At 60.9% G+C, this 19,168-nt stretch carries 20 protein-coding genes; 13 read left to right on the top strand and 7 right to left on the bottom strand.

Going from position 1 to position 19,168, the window contains the following annotated elements; translation table 11 throughout:
* Positions 1 to 10 precede the first annotated feature (10 nt).
* Positions 11 to 568: a GAF domain-containing protein gene (locus CIC12_RS24745; protein WP_168667910.1), complete on the top strand. Its 558-nt coding sequence runs from the start codon at positions 11 to 13 to the stop codon at positions 566 to 568.
* Positions 569 to 586: 18 nt separating this feature from the next.
* Complete coding sequence (locus tag CIC12_RS24740; protein WP_168667909.1) at positions 587 to 1,831, top strand: MFS transporter; 1,245 nt, start codon at positions 587 to 589, stop codon at positions 1,829 to 1,831.
* Positions 1,832 to 1,941: 110 nt separating this feature from the next.
* Here the strand turns inward: CIC12_RS24740 and CIC12_RS24735 are convergent, their stop codons facing one another.
* The gene (locus CIC12_RS24735; protein ID WP_168667908.1) at positions 1,942 to 2,376 is read right to left on the bottom strand and encodes a low affinity iron permease family protein; all 435 of its coding nucleotides are present in this window, start codon (positions 2,374 to 2,376) and stop codon (positions 1,942 to 1,944) included.
* Between the two features lie 356 nt (positions 2,377 to 2,732).
* Here CIC12_RS24735 and CIC12_RS24730 point away from each other — a divergent pair, with 356 nt between their 5' ends.
* Entirely contained in the window at positions 2,733 to 3,332 is a 600-nt protein-coding gene (locus CIC12_RS24730; protein WP_342030566.1) for a uracil-DNA glycosylase family protein, read from the top strand.
* A gap of 49 nt (positions 3,333 to 3,381) precedes the next feature.
* The gene (locus CIC12_RS24725) at positions 3,382 to 3,804 is read left to right on the top strand and encodes a DUF488 domain-containing protein (protein ID WP_168667906.1); all 423 of its coding nucleotides are present in this window, start codon (positions 3,382 to 3,384) and stop codon (positions 3,802 to 3,804) included.
* Between the two features lie 154 nt (positions 3,805 to 3,958).
* Here CIC12_RS24725 and CIC12_RS24720 read toward each other — a convergent pair whose 3' ends face one another.
* The 3 genes from CIC12_RS24720 to CIC12_RS24710 all read right to left on the bottom strand — a co-directional run bounded on the left by CIC12_RS24720 (position 3,959) and on the right by CIC12_RS24710 (position 5,754).
* Positions 3,959 to 4,381, bottom strand: coding sequence for an RcnB family protein (locus CIC12_RS24720; protein WP_168667905.1), 423 nt, complete (start codon positions 4,379 to 4,381; stop codon positions 3,959 to 3,961).
* A 193-nt stretch (positions 4,382 to 4,574) separates the two neighbouring features.
* A complete protein-coding gene (locus CIC12_RS24715; RefSeq protein ID WP_168667903.1) occupies positions 4,575 to 5,213 on the bottom strand; it encodes an OmpA family protein in 639 nt (212 codons plus the stop codon).
* Between the two features lie 376 nt (positions 5,214 to 5,589).
* Positions 5,590 to 5,754 (bottom strand): hypothetical protein, encoded by a 165-nt coding sequence (locus CIC12_RS24710; RefSeq protein ID WP_168667852.1) that lies wholly within the window; start codon positions 5,752 to 5,754, stop codon positions 5,590 to 5,592.
* Between the two features lie 447 nt (positions 5,755 to 6,201).
* On the opposite strand from CIC12_RS24710, the gene CIC12_RS24705 reads away from it, so the two are divergent.
* Positions 6,202 to 7,206: an AraC family transcriptional regulator gene (locus CIC12_RS24705; protein WP_168667901.1), complete on the top strand. Its 1,005-nt coding sequence runs from the start codon at positions 6,202 to 6,204 to the stop codon at positions 7,204 to 7,206.
* Between the two features lie 159 nt (positions 7,207 to 7,365).
* Positions 7,366 to 8,361 carry an aldo/keto reductase gene (locus tag CIC12_RS24700; RefSeq protein ID WP_168667947.1) on the top strand — a complete coding sequence of 332 codons (996 nt, stop codon included), beginning with the start codon at positions 7,366 to 7,368 and terminating at the stop codon, positions 8,359 to 8,361.
* Positions 8,362 to 8,609: 248 nt separating this feature from the next.
* On the opposite strand, the gene CIC12_RS24695 is transcribed toward CIC12_RS24700, so the two are convergent.
* Positions 8,610 to 9,344 carry a hypothetical protein gene (locus CIC12_RS24695; RefSeq protein ID WP_238812877.1) on the bottom strand — a complete coding sequence of 245 codons (735 nt, stop codon included), beginning with the start codon at positions 9,342 to 9,344 and terminating at the stop codon, positions 8,610 to 8,612.
* Between the two features lie 265 nt (positions 9,345 to 9,609).
* Between CIC12_RS24695 and CIC12_RS24690 the strand changes: the two genes are divergently transcribed.
* Positions 9,610 to 9,942, top strand: a complete 333-nt coding sequence (locus tag CIC12_RS24690; protein WP_168667900.1) for a hypothetical protein — start codon at positions 9,610 to 9,612, stop codon at positions 9,940 to 9,942.
* 422 nt (positions 9,943 to 10,364) lie between these two features.
* On the opposite strand, the gene CIC12_RS24685 is transcribed toward CIC12_RS24690, so the two are convergent.
* Positions 10,365 to 11,276, bottom strand: coding sequence for an AraC family transcriptional regulator (locus tag CIC12_RS24685; protein WP_168667943.1), 912 nt, complete (start codon positions 11,274 to 11,276; stop codon positions 10,365 to 10,367).
* A 167-nt stretch (positions 11,277 to 11,443) separates the two neighbouring features.
* On the opposite strand from CIC12_RS24685, the gene CIC12_RS24680 reads away from it, so the two are divergent.
* Positions 11,444 to 12,277, top strand: a complete 834-nt coding sequence (locus tag CIC12_RS24680) for an oxidoreductase (RefSeq protein WP_168667941.1) — start codon at positions 11,444 to 11,446, stop codon at positions 12,275 to 12,277.
* 132 nt (positions 12,278 to 12,409) lie between these two features.
* Here the strand turns inward: CIC12_RS24680 and CIC12_RS24675 are convergent, their stop codons facing one another.
* Positions 12,410 to 13,108: a GntR family transcriptional regulator gene (locus tag CIC12_RS24675; protein WP_168667898.1), complete on the bottom strand. Its 699-nt coding sequence runs from the start codon at positions 13,106 to 13,108 to the stop codon at positions 12,410 to 12,412.
* Positions 13,109 to 13,422: 314 nt separating this feature from the next.
* Here CIC12_RS24675 and CIC12_RS24670 point away from each other — a divergent pair, with 314 nt between their 5' ends.
* The 5 genes from CIC12_RS24670 to CIC12_RS24650 all read left to right on the top strand — a co-directional run bounded on the left by CIC12_RS24670 (position 13,423) and on the right by CIC12_RS24650 (position 19,150).
* Positions 13,423 to 14,211: an HpcH/HpaI aldolase family protein gene (locus CIC12_RS24670; protein WP_168667896.1), complete on the top strand. Its 789-nt coding sequence runs from the start codon at positions 13,423 to 13,425 to the stop codon at positions 14,209 to 14,211.
* The gene (locus CIC12_RS24665) at positions 14,208 to 15,368 is read left to right on the top strand and encodes a pyridoxal phosphate-dependent aminotransferase (RefSeq protein ID WP_168667894.1); all 1,161 of its coding nucleotides are present in this window, start codon (positions 14,208 to 14,210) and stop codon (positions 15,366 to 15,368) included. The genes CIC12_RS24670 and CIC12_RS24665 overlap by 4 nt, the downstream gene beginning before the upstream one ends.
* Positions 15,369 to 15,458: 90 nt before the next feature.
* On the top strand, positions 15,459 to 16,529 hold the full coding sequence (locus CIC12_RS24660; RefSeq protein WP_168667892.1) for a porin: 1,071 nt from the start codon (positions 15,459 to 15,461) through the stop codon (positions 16,527 to 16,529).
* Between the two features lie 33 nt (positions 16,530 to 16,562).
* Positions 16,563 to 17,702, top strand: coding sequence for an aminotransferase class V-fold PLP-dependent enzyme (locus CIC12_RS24655; RefSeq protein ID WP_168667890.1), 1,140 nt, complete (start codon positions 16,563 to 16,565; stop codon positions 17,700 to 17,702).
* Positions 17,703 to 17,746: 44 nt separating this feature from the next.
* Positions 17,747 to 19,150 (top strand): amino acid permease, encoded by a 1,404-nt coding sequence (locus tag CIC12_RS24650; protein WP_168667888.1) that lies wholly within the window; start codon positions 17,747 to 17,749, stop codon positions 19,148 to 19,150.
* Positions 19,151 to 19,168: the final 18 nt, after the last annotated feature.

Below are 19,168 nucleotides of genomic sequence, written 5' to 3'. Positions count from 1 at the left end.
CACACCCACTATGCAAGCCACGCAGATCGAAGCCGCACCGCCAGCCATGAAGGCGCTCGAATTATCGGACCTTGAAAGTCTCGCAATGGCCATGCGCATGAGGGGCCAGCCCACGGACATCTTCCGCGCGGTTCACGCGGTGGCGGCGCGCGCCATCGGCGCGAAGCTGTTCACCATCATGTCCTATGATGCGCGGCGCCACGAGGTCGAGCGCGTTTATACCAACATGCCGGATGTCTATCCGCCTGGCGGGCGCAAGAAAAAACGCGGCACGGCGTGGTCGAAACAGATTCTGGAGGATCTCGAACCGTTCCGGGCGGAAACCGCGCAACACATTCGCGATGCGTTCGACGATCATGCGGTGATGACCGGCATGGGTCTTGGCTCGATCCTGAACATCCCGATCGCGTACGACGGGGAATGCATCGGCACGATGAACATGACGCATGTCGAAGGCTGGTACAAGCGAGGGCATGAGGCAATAGGCTTGCTGATCGGCAGCTTCCTTGCGCCCGCTTTGCTCACGCGGCAAGCGCGCGCCGATGGCGCCACGTCTATCTACCGCTAACTACCGCTAACGAGAACTATGGCTTCCATCACACCGACCACCGCGGGCACGGCCTTCGAAGCGCAGAACCGCTGGCTGCTCGTCTTTATCCTCGGCTACCTGGCGCTCTTGGCCGATGGCGCCGATGTGATGATGTACGGCTTGACGCTCACGCGAATCAAAAACGAATTCGGACTCAGCAATGTCGAGTCCGGCGCATTGGGAAGTTTGACGCTGGTGGGGATGGCGATCGGCGGCATTCTGGGCGGCTGGGCGAGCGATCGGCTGGGCCGCGTGCGGGTCGTGGCGTGGGCGCTAGCGCTCTTTTCGCTGGGCGCAGGGTTGCTGGGGCTCACCCATAACTTCCTGGAATTCGCGGCGGTGCGGTTTATCAGTTCGCTCGGCATCGGCTGCATGGTGCTGGTGACCACGCTCGTCGCCGAATACGTGCCGACTGCGCGGCGCTCGCTGATTCTCGGCGTGTTGCAGACCGGCATCTCGGCGGGCTATATCGTCGTCATTGCGCTGAGCAACTGGATTTTGCCGCACTACGGCTGGCGCACGCTCTATTACGTGTCGGCGCTGCCGGTGCTGCTCGCGCTCGTGATCAAATTCGTCGTGCCCGAGCCGGCAAGCTGGCAGGCGAGTCGCGCTGCCGCGCATGTCAGCGAACGCGGGCTCGTCAGTAACCGCTACTACGCGATCTTCAGCAGTCGGCAGTCACGAACCCTGTTCATTCTGTGGACCCTGATTTCCGTTTTCTCACTCTCCGGGTTTTATGGCCTGAACAACTGGCTGCCGACTTACCTGGAAAAAGAACTGCATGTGAAATTCAGCGCGATGGCGGGATACATGATCGGGACGTTCGTCGTCGCCTTCATCGGCAAGATTTTCGCCGGATGGCTCGGTGACCGTTGGAGCCGTCGCGGGGTGTATGTGCTCGGTTGCGTCGGCGCGGCGCTCTTTCTGCCCGTCATCATCTTCTGGCATACACGGGAGAACATTGTCTATCTGATGCTGCTCTTCGGCTTTCTGTACGGTGTGCCGCTTGGCACGGTGGGTACATTCATGTCCGAGAGCTTCGCTACATCGATTCGCGGTACGGCAGTAGGCGGCTCTTATAACCTCGGCCGTTTCTGCTCGGGTGCGGCGCCCATCGTGATTGGTTACCTCGCGACGCAGTTTTCAATCGGCATCGGCTTTCTGGTGGTCGGCGGGGTTTTCTTTTTGAGCGGTATCACGGCGCTGTTCGTTCCCGATCGCCTGTATGACACGCAGCGTTAGGAGGCTGCGGCGTGCATAACGGGCGCGACGTTGCACACCGCGGTTGGGAAGCCGCGTCACGTTCAACTTGATGATCTCTTGCGATATCGGGAGAAAAGATCGTCAAAAGATCATTTTCTATCTCCTTCATCGCTATTATCGACAAACGGCGAGTCGGTGTCGCTGCCGCCGGCGCGCAACACCGTGCGCGCTTCTTCAGCCAGTTTTTCGTAATGTTTGCGAAACCGGCTCAGGTCTTTTTCCTCGAGTTCTTCGAGATCGAGCAGTGCATTGTGTGCGCCCTCGATTGCGCGAATCAGCTCGTCGAGCTTGATCTGCATCGCGGCCGTATCGCGGTTTTGAGTGTTCTGGATCAGGAACACCATCAGGAACGTGACGATTGTGGTCGACGTATTAATGACGAGTTGCCACGTGTCGCTGTAATGAAAGAGTGGGCCTGTAATCGCCCACAGAAGCACGAGCGCGGCCGCCAGCACGAAGGTGGAGGGCCTGCCGGTCATCGTGGAAAGGTAGCTGGAGAAGCGCGAAAACCATTTGCCGGTCATGATGATCTCCTGTGTTCAGGGCGATATTCGGGACGACTTTGCGCCGGTATGGCGCCGCATTTTCCACCAGTTTGCGATGGCAGACGGTTTGCGTGCTGCCACGCACAAGATGTGCGTTGCACATTTCGGGCCCGTTGTTTTCTTACGCATATAACGGGCGCTCGTTGGTCGCGGTTGTAAAATGAATGATCACGGTAAGCGCAGGGCGGCACATTCCGGACAATGCCTGGCGCGATACCCTTTGCCGCGCAACGGGCCTTCCGCGTGAGCGGGCCGCGACGCAAATGCACCGTTCCTCAGGATTTTGCGCGGCAGGGCCGCGAGCCGCATGCCTCGTCACAACCCGATGCCATGACGTGAACCAGCCCGCACCACTTACCCTCGAAGCCCTTCTCGCCGACGTGCGTGCCTGTCGCGCCTGCGCGCACGATCTGCCGCTGGGTCCGCGGCCCATCGTGCGTGCCGCGGTCGACTCGCGCATTCTGATTGTCGGCCAGGCGCCCGGTGCAAAAGTTCACAGCTCTGGCATTCCCTGGAACGATGCCAGCGGCGAGCGCCTGCGTGGGTGGCTCGGCGTCGATGCCGCGTCGTTTTATGACGAGACGCGGTTCGCCATCATTCCCATGGGTTTCTGCTATCCCGGGCGAGGAAGTAGCGGCGACAAGCCGCCGCGCCGCGAATGCGCGCAGTTGTGGCTGGATAGCCTGCTGGAGAGATTGAATAAGATCGAACTGACGTTGTTGATCGGCCAATATGCGCAACGTCATTTTCTCGGTGAACGCCGCGAGCCTTCGCTAACGGAAACAGTGAGGGCATGGGCGGACTATGCACCGGCCTTCATTCCGTTGCCTCATCCGTCGCCGCGCAATCAGGCGTGGTTCAAGCATCATCCGTGGTTCGACAACGAAGTGGTGCCGATGCTTCGCACAAGGGTGGCAGCGCTCACGGCTGAATAAAATCAGGTGAGACAGGCCTTATAGAACATTCTGTCGAGCGGAGATGCCTATGCCGCATGCGAGCACCAGGAATCTGAAGATTGTCATCCAGCGCGCTTATGAAGTGCCGGACCCGTCGGACGGTTATCGTGTTCTCGTCGACAGGGTATGGCCGCGCGGACGCAGCAAGGAGACGCTCAAACTGAACCAGTGGGCGCGTGAACTCGCCCCGAGCTCGGCGTTGCGCGAATGGTTCGCGCATGATCCGAAACGATGGAGCGTCTTTCAGCAACGCTATCGTGACGAACTTGGCAGTGACGAGATGTGCGCGCGGATGCGGCAACTTCTAAGCGATGCTGCTGGTCAGCCAATCACGCTCGTCTATGGCGCCAAAGATGAGGAACACAATCAGGCGATCGTTTTGCGGGACGTGCTTTTGCATCTGCACGACAAGACAGTTCGACCGTTCAGTGGCGAGCGCCGACGGAAATAGATGGCAGTTCTATTCGCGGCGAAAAGGCAACAAGAAGCGGAGCGGGCTTTCGAATCGGGTTATTCGGAATTGAAACCGGCGCGGTTACATTCGCGCCGATCCTGGAGGACGCGCCGACCGGAGCGCGTGCTCATTTCTCCGTCGAATCGTCGACTCAGCGGCTAAGAACGATCTGTGCAATCACGCCGGTTGCGACGGCGGCAAGGACATAGTCCCCGTTGATACCCACCCAGCGATAGCCGCGCGGCGGCGCCTGGAGGTTATGTTCATGCCAGTTGTCGATGACGTACTGGCGGTCGCGGTAATCGGACGGCAGATGATCGCCGCGATGCCATCCGCGCGGGCCACCATGGTCGTCGAAACGGTCATTGCCTGCATGCGGAGATTGCCGGTCGGGACCAGGGCGATGGTCCGGTCCGCCATGATTGGCGTTATCGACGTATCCGGTGTTGTGTTGTTGACCGGCGTACGGACCGTGATTATCGGGGCCGCCTCGCGAGTTGTTTTGTGCGAACGCGCCGGACGAAAGACCCGTGGCGGCGCAGAGCGTGAGGATAACGAATTGCTTTGCTTTCATAGGAAGTAGAGTGCTGGCTTATTGACCGGATTGAAGATTGGACGACTGAAGCGAGAGTCGAGCAGTGTATCGATTCCGTCGCCCTGCAGGAGTAAATAATTGTTAATAGCGCTGTGCCGACAGCAACAGCGTTGACGACAACAGACGTTGGCCGCATGTTCATCCGGCGAATGACCGAACCTTGATGCGCGAATTACTGGTATCGCTCGGCCCAGCGCCGATCGTCCGCAACGAAGCTCACCAATTCGACGCGCCGATTCGGCTGCAGACATTGCACGAGTCCGGGCCCCGATGGGCGATTGCACTGGGCGATCGGATCCTGCGCGCCCAAACCAACGGCCCGGATCTTTGCTGCGGGAACGCCTTGAGCGACCAGCGCCGACTTGATAGCGTTCGCCCGCTGCTGCGAAAGATTCATGTTGTAGCTATCCGAGCCCAATCTGTCCGTGTATCCGCGAACCTCGACGTGGCTCGCACGGCTGCTGCGCAGACGAGCTGCGATTTGGGCGATATCGGCGCGCCCGGACGCGCTGATGTCGCCGACATTGCCCCGGTCGAACGGAAAGAGCGCGTCAGCCGAGAGACGTTCCACGCGCGGCGCAGGCGCCAGCGATGCGCGCTCGAAACGGTCCGGGTATGCATGGCGCGCGTGCACGTCCGCCGCAGTCCAACCGCCCGGTGTCCACGCGTATCTGCCATGTTCCCATTGCCAGTAGCCTTGCTGCCACGCATAGCCGGGCCGTGGCGCGGGTGCCTGCTCGTAGCGTGGCGCAGGCGCGGGAACGAGCACGACCTGGGCGAATGCGGCGGGGGCAGTTGCGCCAAGGAGCAATATGGGTGCGAGGAATCGAATCAGGCGTGGCCGACGTGATATCGATGGCCGCGAAAGAGGCGTTTGTTTTGCGCTTTCAGGTGAGGTCCGGTTTGTCATTTTCTTATCCCAGTGATTGGATGAACGGGCTCGTGTCGTAAGCCCTTCTCTGCACTGTACGGCTATTGAATATGACAAGCGTTGTCGGAGTGTAACGAGAGATCTGTCTCGTAATGATCGCGTAGTGGTCGCGTACAAGGACACAAAATGGTCATGTCATTCCTGTGAAACTAAATCTCGAGAAAGTGCTGGGCCGTTCAGCCGCCATGTATGGCGGTTCGCGCGCTATATGCGCAAATGCTTGCCCCGGGCGTCGCAATGAGAGATCGGCGCGGCGCTATCCCTTGTTGAACAGACTCAATAGACGGGACGCGGATTTCGCTGCCAGAACGAGCAATGCGCCGGACAGACTGTAGTCGACGTTGCACATCAGGTTGGTCAAATAGAACACGGACAGGGCGACGAACGGGTGGTACATCGCAAGGCTGATCAGGCGTTTCATCGGCATCTCACGCTATGTCGTTTGCGCGGAACCTGTAGGTCACATAGCGTGAAACGGTCAGCACAAATCGGGTGACGCAGCAGCAAAAGAATTCGCTGCGAAGGGACTGACGCTGATCTGCCCCGTCCTGCGATGAACTTTGCCTTTCGCAAGGAGCTGCCGTCCTGCCCGCGCGTCGATGTTTTCTGCCCGATCGTCCACGTATTGCCGGCGTTCGGCCCACTCATTGCAGGACGTCCGGAATCGTTGCCCGATCGTCTTATGCAAGCGTGTGATTTATATAAGCAAGCAACGGCATCGAGCATCATCCGCGGGGCGCAGTGAAAACCCCGTAAGGGATTTGTCGGCGACGCCGCCGGGTATAGTATTGACACCTCGACCAGGTTAAAAAAACGACCACCTGTCCTGGTCTCCTGCTGGGGGAGCCGCACTTCAAGCGAGCTACTTATGGATGCAGTTTCTGACGTGCTGCGCGTCGTTCGCCTGAGCGGCGCGGTGTACCTCAATGGCACGTTCACGTCTCCCTGGTGCGTGATAGGGCGCACCGATGCTGCGCTCTGCGCCGCCTATCTGCCCCGCTCCGAGCGGGTCATCTCGTATCATCTGATCATAGAGGGAAGCTGCTGGGCGCAGTTGGCGGGCGCGCCTGCGTCGGCCCTTCATCTGAATGCCGGCGAAGTGCTGGTGGTACCGCAAGGCGAAGCGCACCTGCTGGGCAGCGCGCTGGATCTTCCGCCCACGCCGGCTGACACGCTGCTGGGCGGACAAATGGAAACCGCGCCCGGCGAAGTGATGACCCTGTCCCACGGTGGGGGCGGCACGCCCACCCGCATCGTTTGCGGCTTCCTCGCTTGCGACGATACGCTCTCTAACCCCTTGCTCTCGTCGCTGCCGCGGCTCTTCAAGATCGACATGCGCAACGACCCCCGCGGCGCGTGGCTCGAGTCGTCGCTCAAGTTCGCGGCCGCCGAGGCGGCGGATTCTCGGGCGGGCGGTACGATCGTCCTGGCGAGACTGTCGGAGCTTCTGTTTGTCGAAGCGGTACGAAGCTGTATTGAAGCACTTCCTGCTGACCAGACGGGATGGCTAGCCGGCGTGCGCGATCGTTTCGTGGGGCGTGCGCTTTCGTTGCTCCATGCTCAGCCGGTCCGCCCCTGGACCGTCGACGAACTCGCGCGCAAGGTCGGGCTGTCGCGTTCCGCGTTGGCGCAACGCTTCACGGACCTGCTTGGACAACCGCCCATGCAATACCTCGCGCGGTGGCGGATGCAGATCGCCGCGCAGGAATTGCTGAGCGGCGGCAAATCGCTCGCGGCCGTGGCGGAGCAGATTGGCTACGAATCGGAGGCGGCGTTCAGCCGGGCTTTCAAGCGAGAGTTTGGTATGCCGCCAGCAGGCTGGCGCAAGCACCAGGGGAAGATGGACGGCGCTGCCCACTACGCGGGGCAATAATTCTGAAGGTCAGCTCTCCAAACTACATGGGCGTGTCCTCTGTGCTGCATCTTGCCCTTGCTTGCTACACTACGAATTAATAAGCCGCCGGTATCAAGACAGTGCGGCTCATTGAAATGCCCACGACGTAACTTTGCAAAACACAGGACGAGCATTGACATGACGCTTTCGAAAAGAAAATTCGGTCGTACCGGTTGGAATGTTTCGGAAATCGGTTTTGGGGCATGGGCGATTGGCGGCTCGTGGGGCGGTGTCGCCGAAGATGACGCCAAGGCCGCGCTAAACGCCGCGCTCGATAGCGGAGTGACTTTCATCGATACGGCGGACGTCTACGGCGACGGCCGGTCGGAACGGATCATCCGCGACGTGCTGCGGCAACGTGGCGGCGAACGTCCCGTCGTGGCCACCAAGCTTGGCCGCCGGCTCGACCCGCATGTGACGGCTGGCTATACGAATAAGCGTGCGCTCGAGGGTTTCATCGACCGTAGCCTGTCGAACCTCGGCGTCGATACGCTCGACCTGGTGCAATTGCATTGCCCGCCGACGGAGGTTTACTACCATCCCGAGGTGTTCGCCGCGATGGATGACTTTGTCGCGGCTGGCAAGATCCGCTTCTATGGTGTGTCGGTCGAAAAGGTCGAGGAAGCGTTGAAGGCGATCGAGTATCCCAATGTGGTGTCGGTGCAGATCATCTACAACATGTTCCGGCAACGCCCAGCCGAACTGTTTTTCAGGCAGGCGCAAAAGAAGAACGTTGCGGTCATCGCGCGAGTGCCTCTGGCAAGCGGCATGCTGACGGGCAAGATGTCCGCGGATTCGGTTTTCCCGTCGGACGACCATCGTGCTTTCAACCGCCACGGTGAGGCGTTCGACGTCGGTGAAACGTTCTCCGGCGTGCCTTATGACATCGCGTTGAAAGCGGTCGACGAGCTGCGCGGACTTGTACCGGTGGATGCCTCGATGGCGCAACTGGCGCTGCGCTGGATTCTCATGGAAGAGGCCGTGTCCGTCATCATCCCGGGTAGTAAGAACGCGGCCCAGGCGGCGTCGAACGTTTCGGCTGCGAATCTCGCGCCGCTGTCCGGTGAGGCAATGCAGCGCGTGCGTGAGGTCTATGAGCGCTATATCGCGCCTGAGGTTCACCAGCGCTGGTAAGAAGGCTCGAACCTGTGGGTGGGCGCCGCGCAGTGAGAGGAGGCGGCGCTCTGACTGCTTGCCGGCTGCTGTACGACGAGCGACGGTCGCCCATTCCCATGTCCGGAGAGGCATTCAGACGCGTGCATGGGAGAGTCGCGGACTTTGTCATTGCTGAGCCGAGGTCCTTGCCGGCGCCGGCAGGCACGCGCAATCAGCGACCTCGCCGCGCTCGGGAATGCCGAGGACGGCTGCACGCATCGCTACCGTCACTGCTGCTTCGTCAGATCCTGGCCTATGGCGGCGACAACTGCCTGCTCGCAATCCTTGAGGCCTGCGACCGACTGATCGAACTGGTCGATCAACGTGCCGAAACTGCCATAGCGATACTTGGCGTCCGCCTCGACATGAACGGAATTGGCCTTGATATCCCAACCGCAGGCGAATGTCTTGAAGTACATGTCTTGCCTGGACTTCGAGTCGAGCAGGCGAGCGCGGACGACGACCATCGGAATGAAATCGCTCGATTCCGGCGGGGACACATAACCAAACGACGTGATCCATACGCTCAGGATAGCGTCGGCGCTGGTCGTGATACCGGAAAAGTCGTCGGACTTGCCGTCGCTCGAGAGCTTGGCATGCTGGTCGTGCAACGCGACAATGTCGTAGCCGTTACTGGACAGTCGCGTTGTCAGGCCATCGTTGACGACGGGAGCGAAGGCGACTTTTTCGCTCGCCACATGCTGCGTATACGTACTCGTATGATTGGAGTTGATTCCAGCTTGCACCAACCCGCCAATCAATCCAAATGCTCCGGCAGCACCACCGAGGTTGACTACGCTCTCGCCGCGCGGTTCGGTGACATCCAGCATGGCGATCGAATGGAGCTTTTCGCGATTGCTGGCGGCGAGATCTGTTTTAGGAAGCGAAGTACAGCCCGTCAGCAGTGCAACGACAACGATAATGCCTGCGGCTGCAGAGGTTGAAAGTGTTTTGTTATTCATGACTTTTATTAGTGGATTAAGAGTGTGGCCGCTCCTGGCAGTGTCTTTGGAGGGAAGCCCCCACGGCAAATGCAGACACGGCGAAACTATTTATCGGCGATGTTTGCGCGAACTTTAAGTTTTTAACCGCGATGCATAACTCTTGATAAAAGACCCGGCGATTTCGCTCCATAAGTACGCGCGGCACAGCGCTTGCTGCGTTTCAGGTTAAGCAGGCGGTACCCGTCTGCGTTCCTATGCCATTTCGATCAAGGAGGGACGGATCATGAGAAAGACAAGCAGCGCATTACTCGCGGCTGTCGCCGCACTTACACTGTCGGGCGGCGTGTGTGCCCAGACCGCCGGAGGTCCGAGCGGCAGCGGCTCGGCAGGCAGCACGGCTGGGCCGGCGAACCAGACAAACCAGGTGAACCCCACGAATGGTGCAACGGGCGGCTACGGCACGCCAGGCGCCAGCAACTCGGACAGTGGTATGGGCGCCAGGTCGCCGAACTCGGGCCTGCCGAGTGGCACGGACAGCAACTCGACGTCCAGCGCGCCAAAGAGCAACAATACGCTGGCGACGCCGAGCGTCGTGTCGCCAGCCGCTGGTAAGTAACAGCGGGTAAAGGTGACAACCAGCCGCGAATAAGCGCATGCACAAAGCGAGCGAGTACTTCAAGCGCATGGGGCGCCGCAATCCTTGCGACCGGCGCCCAGTTTCGCGGCTGGCAGGCGCGAGCTATTAGATCCACCTGCCTGGTCATAGAGGCGCGCGGGATAGTAAGAACTGACAATCCGATCTATACCTGATACGGGAATATGCCGGATTGGTTCATCGCTGAAAATCAGTGAAAGTTGGGTCCAACTGACCAGCCGGTAATTTCGCTGCTCAAGATAACTATAGATCGTTGATTCTATGGCGCCATGGCTCGGCCAGCGTCCTCGCCAAACTGTGAATGACACACGTGCACCCGGCTGGTCAGCGAGGCGTTACGCACGAGGCAGAGAACGTGGCTGAATAGGCCGCAACCCCTGCGCTCAATGCGAAGAGACGAACTTTGACTCTGGAAAGGCGGGAGGCAGCGCGAAGCTTTCGCGAAGACGTTTCGTCTCTGCAGCCGGCGTGCGGCCAAAAAGTCGCTTGAATTCCCGATTGAATTGCGAGGGGCTGGCATAGCCGACAGCATGGCATGCCGCCTCAGCCGTCATGCCTTGGCGCACCATGAGCAAGCGAGCCTGATGCAATCGGGTGGATTTCACGTACTGCATCGGCGACGTACTCGTGATGGCCTTGAAGTGGCTATGGAACGTAGGCACGCTCATCCCAGCCCGGTTGGCCAGACCAGGAAGGTCGAGCGGTTCTGCATAAGTCGCATGGATACGCTCCAGCGCTTTGCCGATCTTGCCGAATTGCCCTTGCATCGCTAACGCCGCGCGCATGGTGTTGCCTTGCGCGCCGGTGAGAACGCGGAAGTACAGTTCGCGTACCAGTCCCGGGCCAAGGATTGCGGCTTCAAGTGGCTGGTTCATTGCCTCCAGGAAGCGCAGGACGGACGCCCGCATCGACGCATCCATTGGACTGGACATCATGGTTTGCGGCACGTCGCCCGAGGCCGGCAAGCCATGTTGATCTATCTGAATCATGAGTTCGGCCGCCACCTGAAAGTCCAGATGCAGGTACAGGGCCAGAAGGGGACGCTCGGGCGTCGCGTCGGTCTCCATCGTGAAGGGGACCGGCACCGCGACGGCGAGATAGTGCTGCTCGTCGTACACATAGACCTGGTCACCCAAAAATCCCCGCTTCCTCCCTTGGCATACGATCACGATGCCGGGATCGTATAGCACCGGCGTGCGCGACAGCGCCCGGTCCGACCGCAGGATACGTACATCGCGCAAGGCAGTCAGGTTGTAGCCTTCCTGCGGGGCCAGCGCGCTCAGCAGGGTCACCATCCGGCGCTGTTCACGTGCGCTGGCCGAGGCAACGGATCGGCTAATACTCTTTTTAGGGACCGCCTTGCTCATAGAAATAGGCAATAAAAGTAGAGAATCGGGTCTAATTTGCGAAGAGTTATCAGAATAACATGCAACCTTCCAAACCAGTTCAGGGAGCATTCGCGATGCCATCAACCAGAACCATGCTCATCACGGGTGTCAGTAGCGGCTTCGGACGCGCACTGGCCGAGGAAGCGCTTGCCGCAGGCTATCGGGTCGTCGGCACGGTACGCAGCGAGCAGGCAAGGCAGAGCTTCGAGGCGCTTAACGCCGCAAGCGCGTTCGGCCGGGTACTTGACGTAACCGACTTCGATTCAATTGCAGATGTCGTCAACGAAATCGAGGCAAACGTGGGGCCACTGGACGTGCTGGTGAACAACGCCGGTTACGGCCACGAAGGCGTCATGGAAGAGTCATCGCTGGCTGAAATGCGTCGGCAGTTCGACGTCAACGTGTTCGGCGCTGTTGCCGTCATGAAGAGTGTGTTGCCGTCCATGCGTGAGCGACGACGCGGTCATATCCTCAACATCACATCGATGGGCGGCTTTATCACCATGCCGGGCATCGCCTATTACTGCGGCAGTAAATTCGCCCTGGAGGGGATTACCGAGGTCCTCAGTAAAGAAGTCAAACCGTTCGGCATCCGCGTGACGGCAGTGGCACCTGGTTCTTTCCGTACCGAATGGGCTGGTCGATCGATGGTGCGAACCCCGCGCTCGATCGCGGACTACGATTCCCTGTTCGATCCGATCAGAAAGGGACGCGAAGAGAAGAGCGGCAGGCAACTCGGAGACCCCGCCAAAGCCGCACGTGCCATGTTGTCCGTTATCGAGAGCGACGAGCCGCCATCGCATCTTCTGCTGGGCAGTGACGCACTCGGTTTGGTCCGGGAAAAGCTCTCGTCGCTCAGTGCGGAATTCGACGCGTGGGAAAGCATCACCAGATCGACTGACGGATGAGCACGCGTGACGTCTGGATCTGGAAACGGTGTGAGCGATGCAAGATGGAGGACACTCGCGAAAGCGTCGCTCATTCTTTCGCCCTTTTTCTATTAGTCACCGCTGTGCCAGCGACTGCCCACGTGCATCGCCCTATGCACAATCCTGGCCTTCCACCAACACGAAATATCGCTGCTCGGCATTGAGGATGAATTCGAGCATCGTCGTCCTGACGCGTTTCGCATCCCGCTCGAGGAAACCGTTCAGCAAGTCATGCATGCCATCAAGCGCGATTTTCTGGGTGGACGAATCAGTCAACGTCAGCGATCTGACCTGCTGGGCGTGATCGGTAAAGCGTCTGATGGTCTCCTGCAGCCGCCTGTTCTGTACGGCGCCGAGCCAGACATCGCGAAACTCCACATTGGCCGCAATCAACGCGACGCCGTCCTGCTTTTCATACGCTCGACGCGCGTTCTGGTAGCCACGCTTTAACGCGGCATCATGCTTATCGGTCAGCGCAGCGGTCGCGCCGGCTGCCGCGCTCGGTTCAAGTAACCGGCGGACTTCGAAAATCTCATGGATGTCGGCGTTCGTCAGCATGGGCATGACGAAGCCGCGCGTGGTCCCGACCAAATATCCCTCGTTCACCAGTCGCAGGAGTGCCTGACGAACAGGCATGCGCGTGCAGTCGAATTCGTTGGCTATCTCATAGTCGAGAATGCGTTCGTTCGCGGCAATGCCTCCGCGTTGTAGCCGAGCTCGAACCTCCTGGTAAATCGTCTCGGTCAGCGTGGTCTGTTTGAGCTCAGTTCGACTGGGCGTCTTCGCAACTTTTGCGACCTGCGTTGTCATGATGGCCGTTCCAAAATCTGAATTCGGAATTGTCTAATTCGCCCATCTTCGCCGTCTTATACGGCGCTTGTCAAGGCGCTCGTCCAGTGCGCCGTCCGTTCCTTGAGCATCCGTGAAAACCCGCTCCCGGAAACTATCGATCCTTGATAGATAAGGGCTACGCCGTTCCTCGGCTCAAATCTGATGCGCGCAATTAGTTGACATCTAAATTTTTCCACCTTAACGTCTCGACAGCCTTGAAACTGAATTCAGTTTGCAAAATCAGGCCGGGGAAACTGCCCGGTGGACCAAACCGGTAACCAAGGATTCGACCGATGTTCTTTCGCTCGCTGAAGCCGGGCCTCGCCAGTGAACGACACCTCGCGCTGATATGGCTCGCGCTTGGAAGCGCACCGATGGTGGAGTTTGCCGCTCATGCGAAGCCGGACGCACTCGTGCTCGATCTTCAGCACGGCCTGTGGGAGCGCGGCGCGCTCGAATCGGCGCTGGGCGCCGTCGGTATGCAGGTGCCGGTGATCGCCCGCTGCGCCGAAAATTTGCACAGCGCTATCTCACAGGCGCTCGACGCAGGCGCCGCTTCAGTGCTGGTGCCGCTCATTGAAACCGCGGCCGACGCACGAAGGGCCGTGTCGGCAGGGCGCTATCCGCCAGCGGGGGTGCGTTCTGCCGGCGGTGTGCGCCCCTTGCTGGGCGGGCTCGACGCGATGCTGGCAGCCGATCGCGAAGTGGCCATCGGCCTGATGATCGAAACCGTCGAGGGAGTCGAGAACGTCGAAGCCATCGCGGCGGTGCCCGGCGTCGACTATCTGTTTATCGGCACCGGCGATCTTTGTCTGTCACGCGGCACGAGCGATAGCGAGGTAATCGGCCGCGATTGCGAGCGGGTGCTGCGTGCCGCCACGGCGCGCGGCTTGCCGTGCGGCATCTTCACCAGCGACGCACGCGCCGCGCGTCGCGCGTTGGAGAACGGATACCGGATGGTCGTGTGCGCCAATGACATCGAATTGGTGAAGCAAGGATTCCTGAAGGCAGGAGAAGAGGTGCGCCGTTCAGGCGAGACGCCTGCCTCTCATATCGATCAGACCACGCTGAGGAAGTCATGAGTATCACGAGACAAGCGATCGCGACGATGCCGGATTCGCCCATCATCGACGTCTGGCGCCTGGGCGCTGGCCGGAGTGACGTCATCGGTCTGTGGGCGGGAGAAAGTGATCTGCCGACGCCGCAGGCGTTTTGCGACGCGGCCAATCGTGCGCTGGCAGCCGGACACACCTTTTATTCGGCCAATCGCGGCATCCCTCAATTGCGGGAGGCGATCCGCGCCTACTACGACAGGTTGTGCGGCATCGGTGTGGCAGACGAGCGCATTGCGGCCACTTGCGGCGGCATGAATGCGGTGATGCTCGTCGCGCAAGCCATCATCGAACCGGGCGACAACGTCGTGTGCGTGACGCCGTCGTGGCCCAACATCCTGCGCGCCGTCACGATCACCGGCGCCGAGGTTCGCAGCGTACCGCTCAGTTGTGGCGATGAGGGATGGCATCTCGACCTTCAGCGGCTGATCGACGCCTGTGATGCACGCACGAAAGCCATCTACTACGCCTCGCCCGGCAATCCGACCGGCTGGATGATGGAAGCCGACCAGCAGAAGCAGTTGCTCGAATTCGCGCGTTCACGCGGCATCTCGATCCTGGCCGACGAGGTCTATCAGCGCATCGTCTATGACCGGCCCTATGCGCCTTCGCTGCTGGAACTCGCCACGCCGGACGATCCGGTGTTCGTGATCAACAGCTTCTCCAAAGCGTGGCTGATGACGGGCTGGCGTATGGGCTGGCTCGTGTATCCGCGCGCCATGCTCGACACCTTCGAAAAGCTGATCCAGTTCAACACCAGTGGCGGGCAAGCGTTCCTGCAGGCAGGAGCGGCAGCGGCGCTCGACGAGGGTGAGCCGGTCGTTGAATCGTTCGTCTCGCGCTGCCGTGGGGGCCGGCGAATCGTGCTCGATCGTCTGCGTACGCTGGAGGGGCTGCACGTCATGCCGGCGAGTGCGTCGTTCTATCTGATGTTCAGTCTCGACGGCATCACCGACACGCTCGAGTTCTGCAAGCGCGCCGTGCGCGAGGTCGGGGTGGGACTTGCGCCGGGCATCGCGTTCGGCGAGGAGTCGGCGCACCAGATCCGCCTGTGTTACGCGCGCAGCGACGCGAGCCTGATCGAAGCCATGGATCGACTCGAACCACTATTGCGCCGGCGGCCCTAGACCAGTCCGCCCAGCCAGGATTTTGCAGCACACGTGATCGGCCCTCACCGCCGGGCCGGTTATCCATCCAACAAGAGAGACTCGTCAATCATGCCACGCAAACTCCACGCCGCATTAACACTCCTGGGGATCGGTTTAACGGGGACCGCCTTCGCGCAAGGCGACGTCACGCTCTACGGTATTGTCGACCAGAGCGTGCGCTTCACGAACAATTCGAATGCAGCCAACGACAACCAGGTGCAGTTGACCAATGGCGCCATCACCAACAGCCGCTGGGGCCTGAAGGGAGACGAAGACCTCGGGGGTGGCCTGAAGGCGCTGTTCCGTCTCGAAAGCGGCTTCGATCCGCAGAATGGCGGTCTCAACCAGGGGGGGCGGATCTTCGGCCGCTACGCATACGTCGGGCTGTCCGGCAGACTCGGCACCTTCACGCTCGGCCGCCAGGGCGCGGAGGCGTTCAATTTCTTCGGTGACTTCGATCCGTTGACCGTCGGCAACTATACGGCGAACTCCTGGCCGTTCTTCATGACGGTGGGCCGCATCGACAATGCCGCGACCTATGCGGGGCAGTTTGGCGGCTTGCATCTCGGCGCGACCTACGGCTTCGGTCAGCAGGCCGGCAGCCTGAGCAGGAATTCCTCCTGGAGCGTGCGCGCGTCTTACGACCTGGGTCCGGTGAGCTTCGGCGGGACGTATCAGGAAACGCGCGACCTCAACAACAACATCCAGCGCATGTGGGGCGCGGCCGCGAAGTACTCCGCCGGCCTCGCCACGCTGTTCGTCGGCTATATGGGCGGCCAGGATGGCACGGGCTTTGTCGACGGCGCGCTCAACGATCCGAGCCGCACCGTCACCCCCGGTTCGTTTGCCGACAACAAACGCCGCGACCTGACGTTCTACACCGGCATCACCTACCAGGCGTTGCCTGCATTGAGCCTGACGGGCGCTGCGTATTACGACGACATGCACAACATCAACGGCCTTGGCGGCAACACTGGCCAGCGCTACACCGGCGTGCTGCTGGCCGAGTACGCGCTGTCAAAGCGCACGCAGGTCTATGCGACGGTCGACTACAACCACGTCAGCGGCGGCGCGTTCACCGAGCTGCCCGGCAAGGATAACCAGACGGGCGCCGCCGTCGGCATTCGCCACCTGTTCTAAGGCCGCTCGTCGAAACATTGAAAGGAACGACTCATGACCTATTCCGCCGAACCCGGTCGCCAGGGGTGGCTGCTGTACCACTCGGTCGGCATGTTTCCCGGACAGGAGGACGCCATGCGCGCCGCGCTCGACACCTTCGCGTCGAACTGGTGCCGGCCCGATCTCCAGCGCTGGGACTACGGTCTCGCCGCTCGACGGCAGGTGCTCGATCAGTGGGCCACGCTCGTCAACGCTCCGTCGCATGCCGTGTTCGCGTCGGAGAACGTCACTGAAGCGTTCGCGCGCTTCGTCGGCGCGCTCGGCCGACGGCGTCTGGCCGGCAGGCGCGTGCTGATCGCCGGGGATTGCTTCCCGAGCCTGCATTACATGCTGCGCGGGCTCGAGCCCGTGCTGGGATTTACGCTCGACACGGTGCCGCTCGCACCCGGCGAAGCGTTCGTGACCGACGAGGCATTCATCGCCCGGTGGCAGGACGACGTGGCGCTCGCCGTCGTCACCTGGGTCACGTCGACCGCTTCGAAGCGGGCGGACGTCAAGCGGCTTGCCGCGCACGGTCGGGCCCAAGGCAGCCTGATCGCAGTCGATATCACCCAGGGCGCGGGCATCCTCGATTTCGACGTCATGCAGCCGGCCGTCGATTTTGTCGCGAGCACCACGCTCAAGTGGTTATGCGGCGCGCCGGGCACCGGGCTCGCGTACCTCAATCCGGAGTTGCTCGACAGCGACATGGCGCCGCTCGTGCAAGGCTGGTTCAGCCAACCCGATCCATTCAACTGGGACCTCGCGCGCTTCTCATTGGCCGCCGATGCGCGGCGCTTCGACAACGGCACGCCATCGTTTTTGCCGTTCGTCGCATCGAGCCCGGGTCTCGCGTGGCGGCTCTCGAGCGCGGCGGCCGGCATGCGCGAGCACAACCTTGCGCTGTCGCACCGGTTGATCGCGCTGGCCGATGCCAAGGGATACCGCTTGCGCTCACCGCGCGACGATGCGCAGCGCGGGGGCAGCGTGATGGCGGATTTGCCGGAGCACGTCGATCCGCACGCACTCGAAGTTTCTCTGGCGAAGCATGGACTTCTGGTGGATACGCGCGGCTGCACCGTGCGCATGTCACCCGGCATGCTGACTTCGCATGCGGCGCTCGACACGCTGTCGACGCTGCTCCCCGCAGGCTGACCCACTGACGCAGCACAACCACTCTACGGACACGGGAACGCGACATGGAAGAAACGAGTATTACTGCACGCGAGAAGGGCTTGCACAAAGCCCTGACGCAGCGTCAGATCACGATGATCGGCATCGGAGGTGCAATTGGCACGGGCCTCTTCATGGGCAGCGGCATTGCGATCGGATACGCTGGCCCGGCGGTGCTGATCAGCTACGCGATCGCTGCGCTGATCGCCGTGATCATGGTGTTCAGCCTCGCTGAGATGGCCGTGGCGCACCCGACCGCGGGCTCGTTCGGCACGTACGCGGAGATGTACCTGAGCCGCGGGGTAGGCTTCGTCGTGCGCTACACGTACTGGATTATCGAGGTGGTGGCGGTCGGCGGCGAAGCGATCGCTGTCGGCGTCTACATGGGCTTCTGGTTCCCAGGCGTTCCCGTGTGGCTGTGGTCCATCGCGTTCGGCATCGCGCTCGTCTACGTCAACTGCCGGTCGGTGACCAACTTCGGCTCGTTCGAGTACTGGTTCGCGTTGATCAAGGTGGTGGCGATCCTCGGCTTTATCGTCGTCGGACTCGCGAAAGTATTCGGTCTCGGAACGGGGACGCCCGCAATCGGTTTGCACAATCTCACCGGTTTGCCGGGCGGCTTCATGCCACATGGCTTCGGCGGCGTGTGGATGGGCGTGTTGATGGCGATTTTCTCGTTCTACGGCGTGGAAATCGTGGCCGTGACGTCGGGCGAGGCAAAAGATCCGTCACGCGCCATTCCGCATGCGCTGCGATCGATGGTGGGGCGCCTCACGCTTTTCTATATTCTCGCGCTCGGCCTGATGGTCGCTTACCTTCCCTGGACCGAAGCCGGTGCGAAGGTGGTGCAGCAAAGTCCGTTCGTGAAGCTGTTCGCGCACGCAGGTATCGCGCATGCGGCGGGGCTGATGAACTTCGTCGTGATCACGGCGGCGCTCTCGAGCATGAACACCAACATCTACCTGTCCTCGCGCACGCTGTTCTCGCTCGCGCGCGGCGGCTATGCGCCGCGCTGGATCGGCGCGTTGACCGCGAATGGCACCCCGCTCGTCGCCACGCTGATTTCCGGTGCCGGCGTGCTGGCGGCAGCGGCGGTATCGTTCTTCAGCCCGCTCGCATACAACTATCTGTTCGGTATCGCCTTGTTCGGCGGCATCTTCGTATGGATCGTGATTCTTGCGACTCACCTGCGCTTCCGCCGGGCATGGCGAGGCCGCACGCTGCCGGTGCGCATGCCGCTGTTCCCCATCGCGCAATTGACCGGCATTGCGTTGCTGAGCGCAATTCTGGTGACCATGGGCCTCGACACCGAATTCTGGAACATCTCCTGGATCGTCGGCGTGCCGTGGCTGATCGCCATTTCCATGGTGTACTTCTTCTATCGCAAGCGGCTCGCGCAATCGGTGGTCGCTAACGCCGCCAACGCCTGAATCGGATCACCCACAAGG

The organism is Paraburkholderia sp. SG-MS1 (assembly GCF_012275575.1).
GTDB lineage: Bacteria > Pseudomonadota > Gammaproteobacteria > Burkholderiales > Burkholderiaceae > Paraburkholderia.
The sequence above is the reverse complement of the archived record's forward strand: the minus strand, read 5'-3'. Positions and strand labels throughout refer to the sequence as shown.

Coding starts and splice junctions, on each gene's coding strand:
- CIC12_RS24705 (WP_168667901.1), top strand. CDS start 6,202: ATGGATGCAGTTTCTGACGTGCTGCGCGTCGTTCGCCTGAGCGGCGCG.
- CIC12_RS24675 (WP_168667898.1), bottom strand. CDS start 13,108: ATGACAACGCAGGTCGCAAAAGTTGCGAAGACGCCCAGTCGAACTGAG.
- CIC12_RS24710 (WP_168667852.1), bottom strand. CDS start 5,754: ATGAAACGCCTGATCAGCCTTGCGATGTACCACCCGTTCGTCGCCCTG.
- CIC12_RS24700 (WP_168667947.1), top strand. CDS start 7,366: ATGACGCTTTCGAAAAGAAAATTCGGTCGTACCGGTTGGAATGTTTCG.
- CIC12_RS24690 (WP_168667900.1), top strand. CDS start 9,610: ATGAGAAAGACAAGCAGCGCATTACTCGCGGCTGTCGCCGCACTTACA.
- CIC12_RS24745 (WP_168667910.1), top strand. CDS start 11: ATGCAAGCCACGCAGATCGAAGCCGCACCGCCAGCCATGAAGGCGCTC.
- CIC12_RS24660 (WP_168667892.1), top strand. CDS start 15,459: ATGCCACGCAAACTCCACGCCGCATTAACACTCCTGGGGATCGGTTTA.
- CIC12_RS24685 (WP_168667943.1), bottom strand. CDS start 11,276: ATGGTGACCCTGCTGAGCGCGCTGGCCCCGCAGGAAGGCTACAACCTG.
- CIC12_RS24720 (WP_168667905.1), bottom strand. CDS start 4,381: ATGAAAGCAAAGCAATTCGTTATCCTCACGCTCTGCGCCGCCACGGGT.
- CIC12_RS24650 (WP_168667888.1), top strand. CDS start 17,747: ATGGAAGAAACGAGTATTACTGCACGCGAGAAGGGCTTGCACAAAGCC.
- CIC12_RS24725 (WP_168667906.1), top strand. CDS start 3,382: ATGCCGCATGCGAGCACCAGGAATCTGAAGATTGTCATCCAGCGCGCT.
- CIC12_RS24655 (WP_168667890.1), top strand. CDS start 16,563: ATGACCTATTCCGCCGAACCCGGTCGCCAGGGGTGGCTGCTGTACCAC.
- CIC12_RS24665 (WP_168667894.1), top strand. CDS start 14,208: ATGAGTATCACGAGACAAGCGATCGCGACGATGCCGGATTCGCCCATC.
- CIC12_RS24670 (WP_168667896.1), top strand. CDS start 13,423: ATGTTCTTTCGCTCGCTGAAGCCGGGCCTCGCCAGTGAACGACACCTC.
- CIC12_RS24695 (WP_238812877.1), bottom strand. CDS start 9,344: ATGAATAACAAAACACTTTCAACCTCTGCAGCCGCAGGCATTATCGTT.
- CIC12_RS24740 (WP_168667909.1), top strand. CDS start 587: ATGGCTTCCATCACACCGACCACCGCGGGCACGGCCTTCGAAGCGCAG.
- CIC12_RS24680 (WP_168667941.1), top strand. CDS start 11,444: ATGCCATCAACCAGAACCATGCTCATCACGGGTGTCAGTAGCGGCTTC.
- CIC12_RS24735 (WP_168667908.1), bottom strand. CDS start 2,376: ATGACCGGCAAATGGTTTTCGCGCTTCTCCAGCTACCTTTCCACGATG.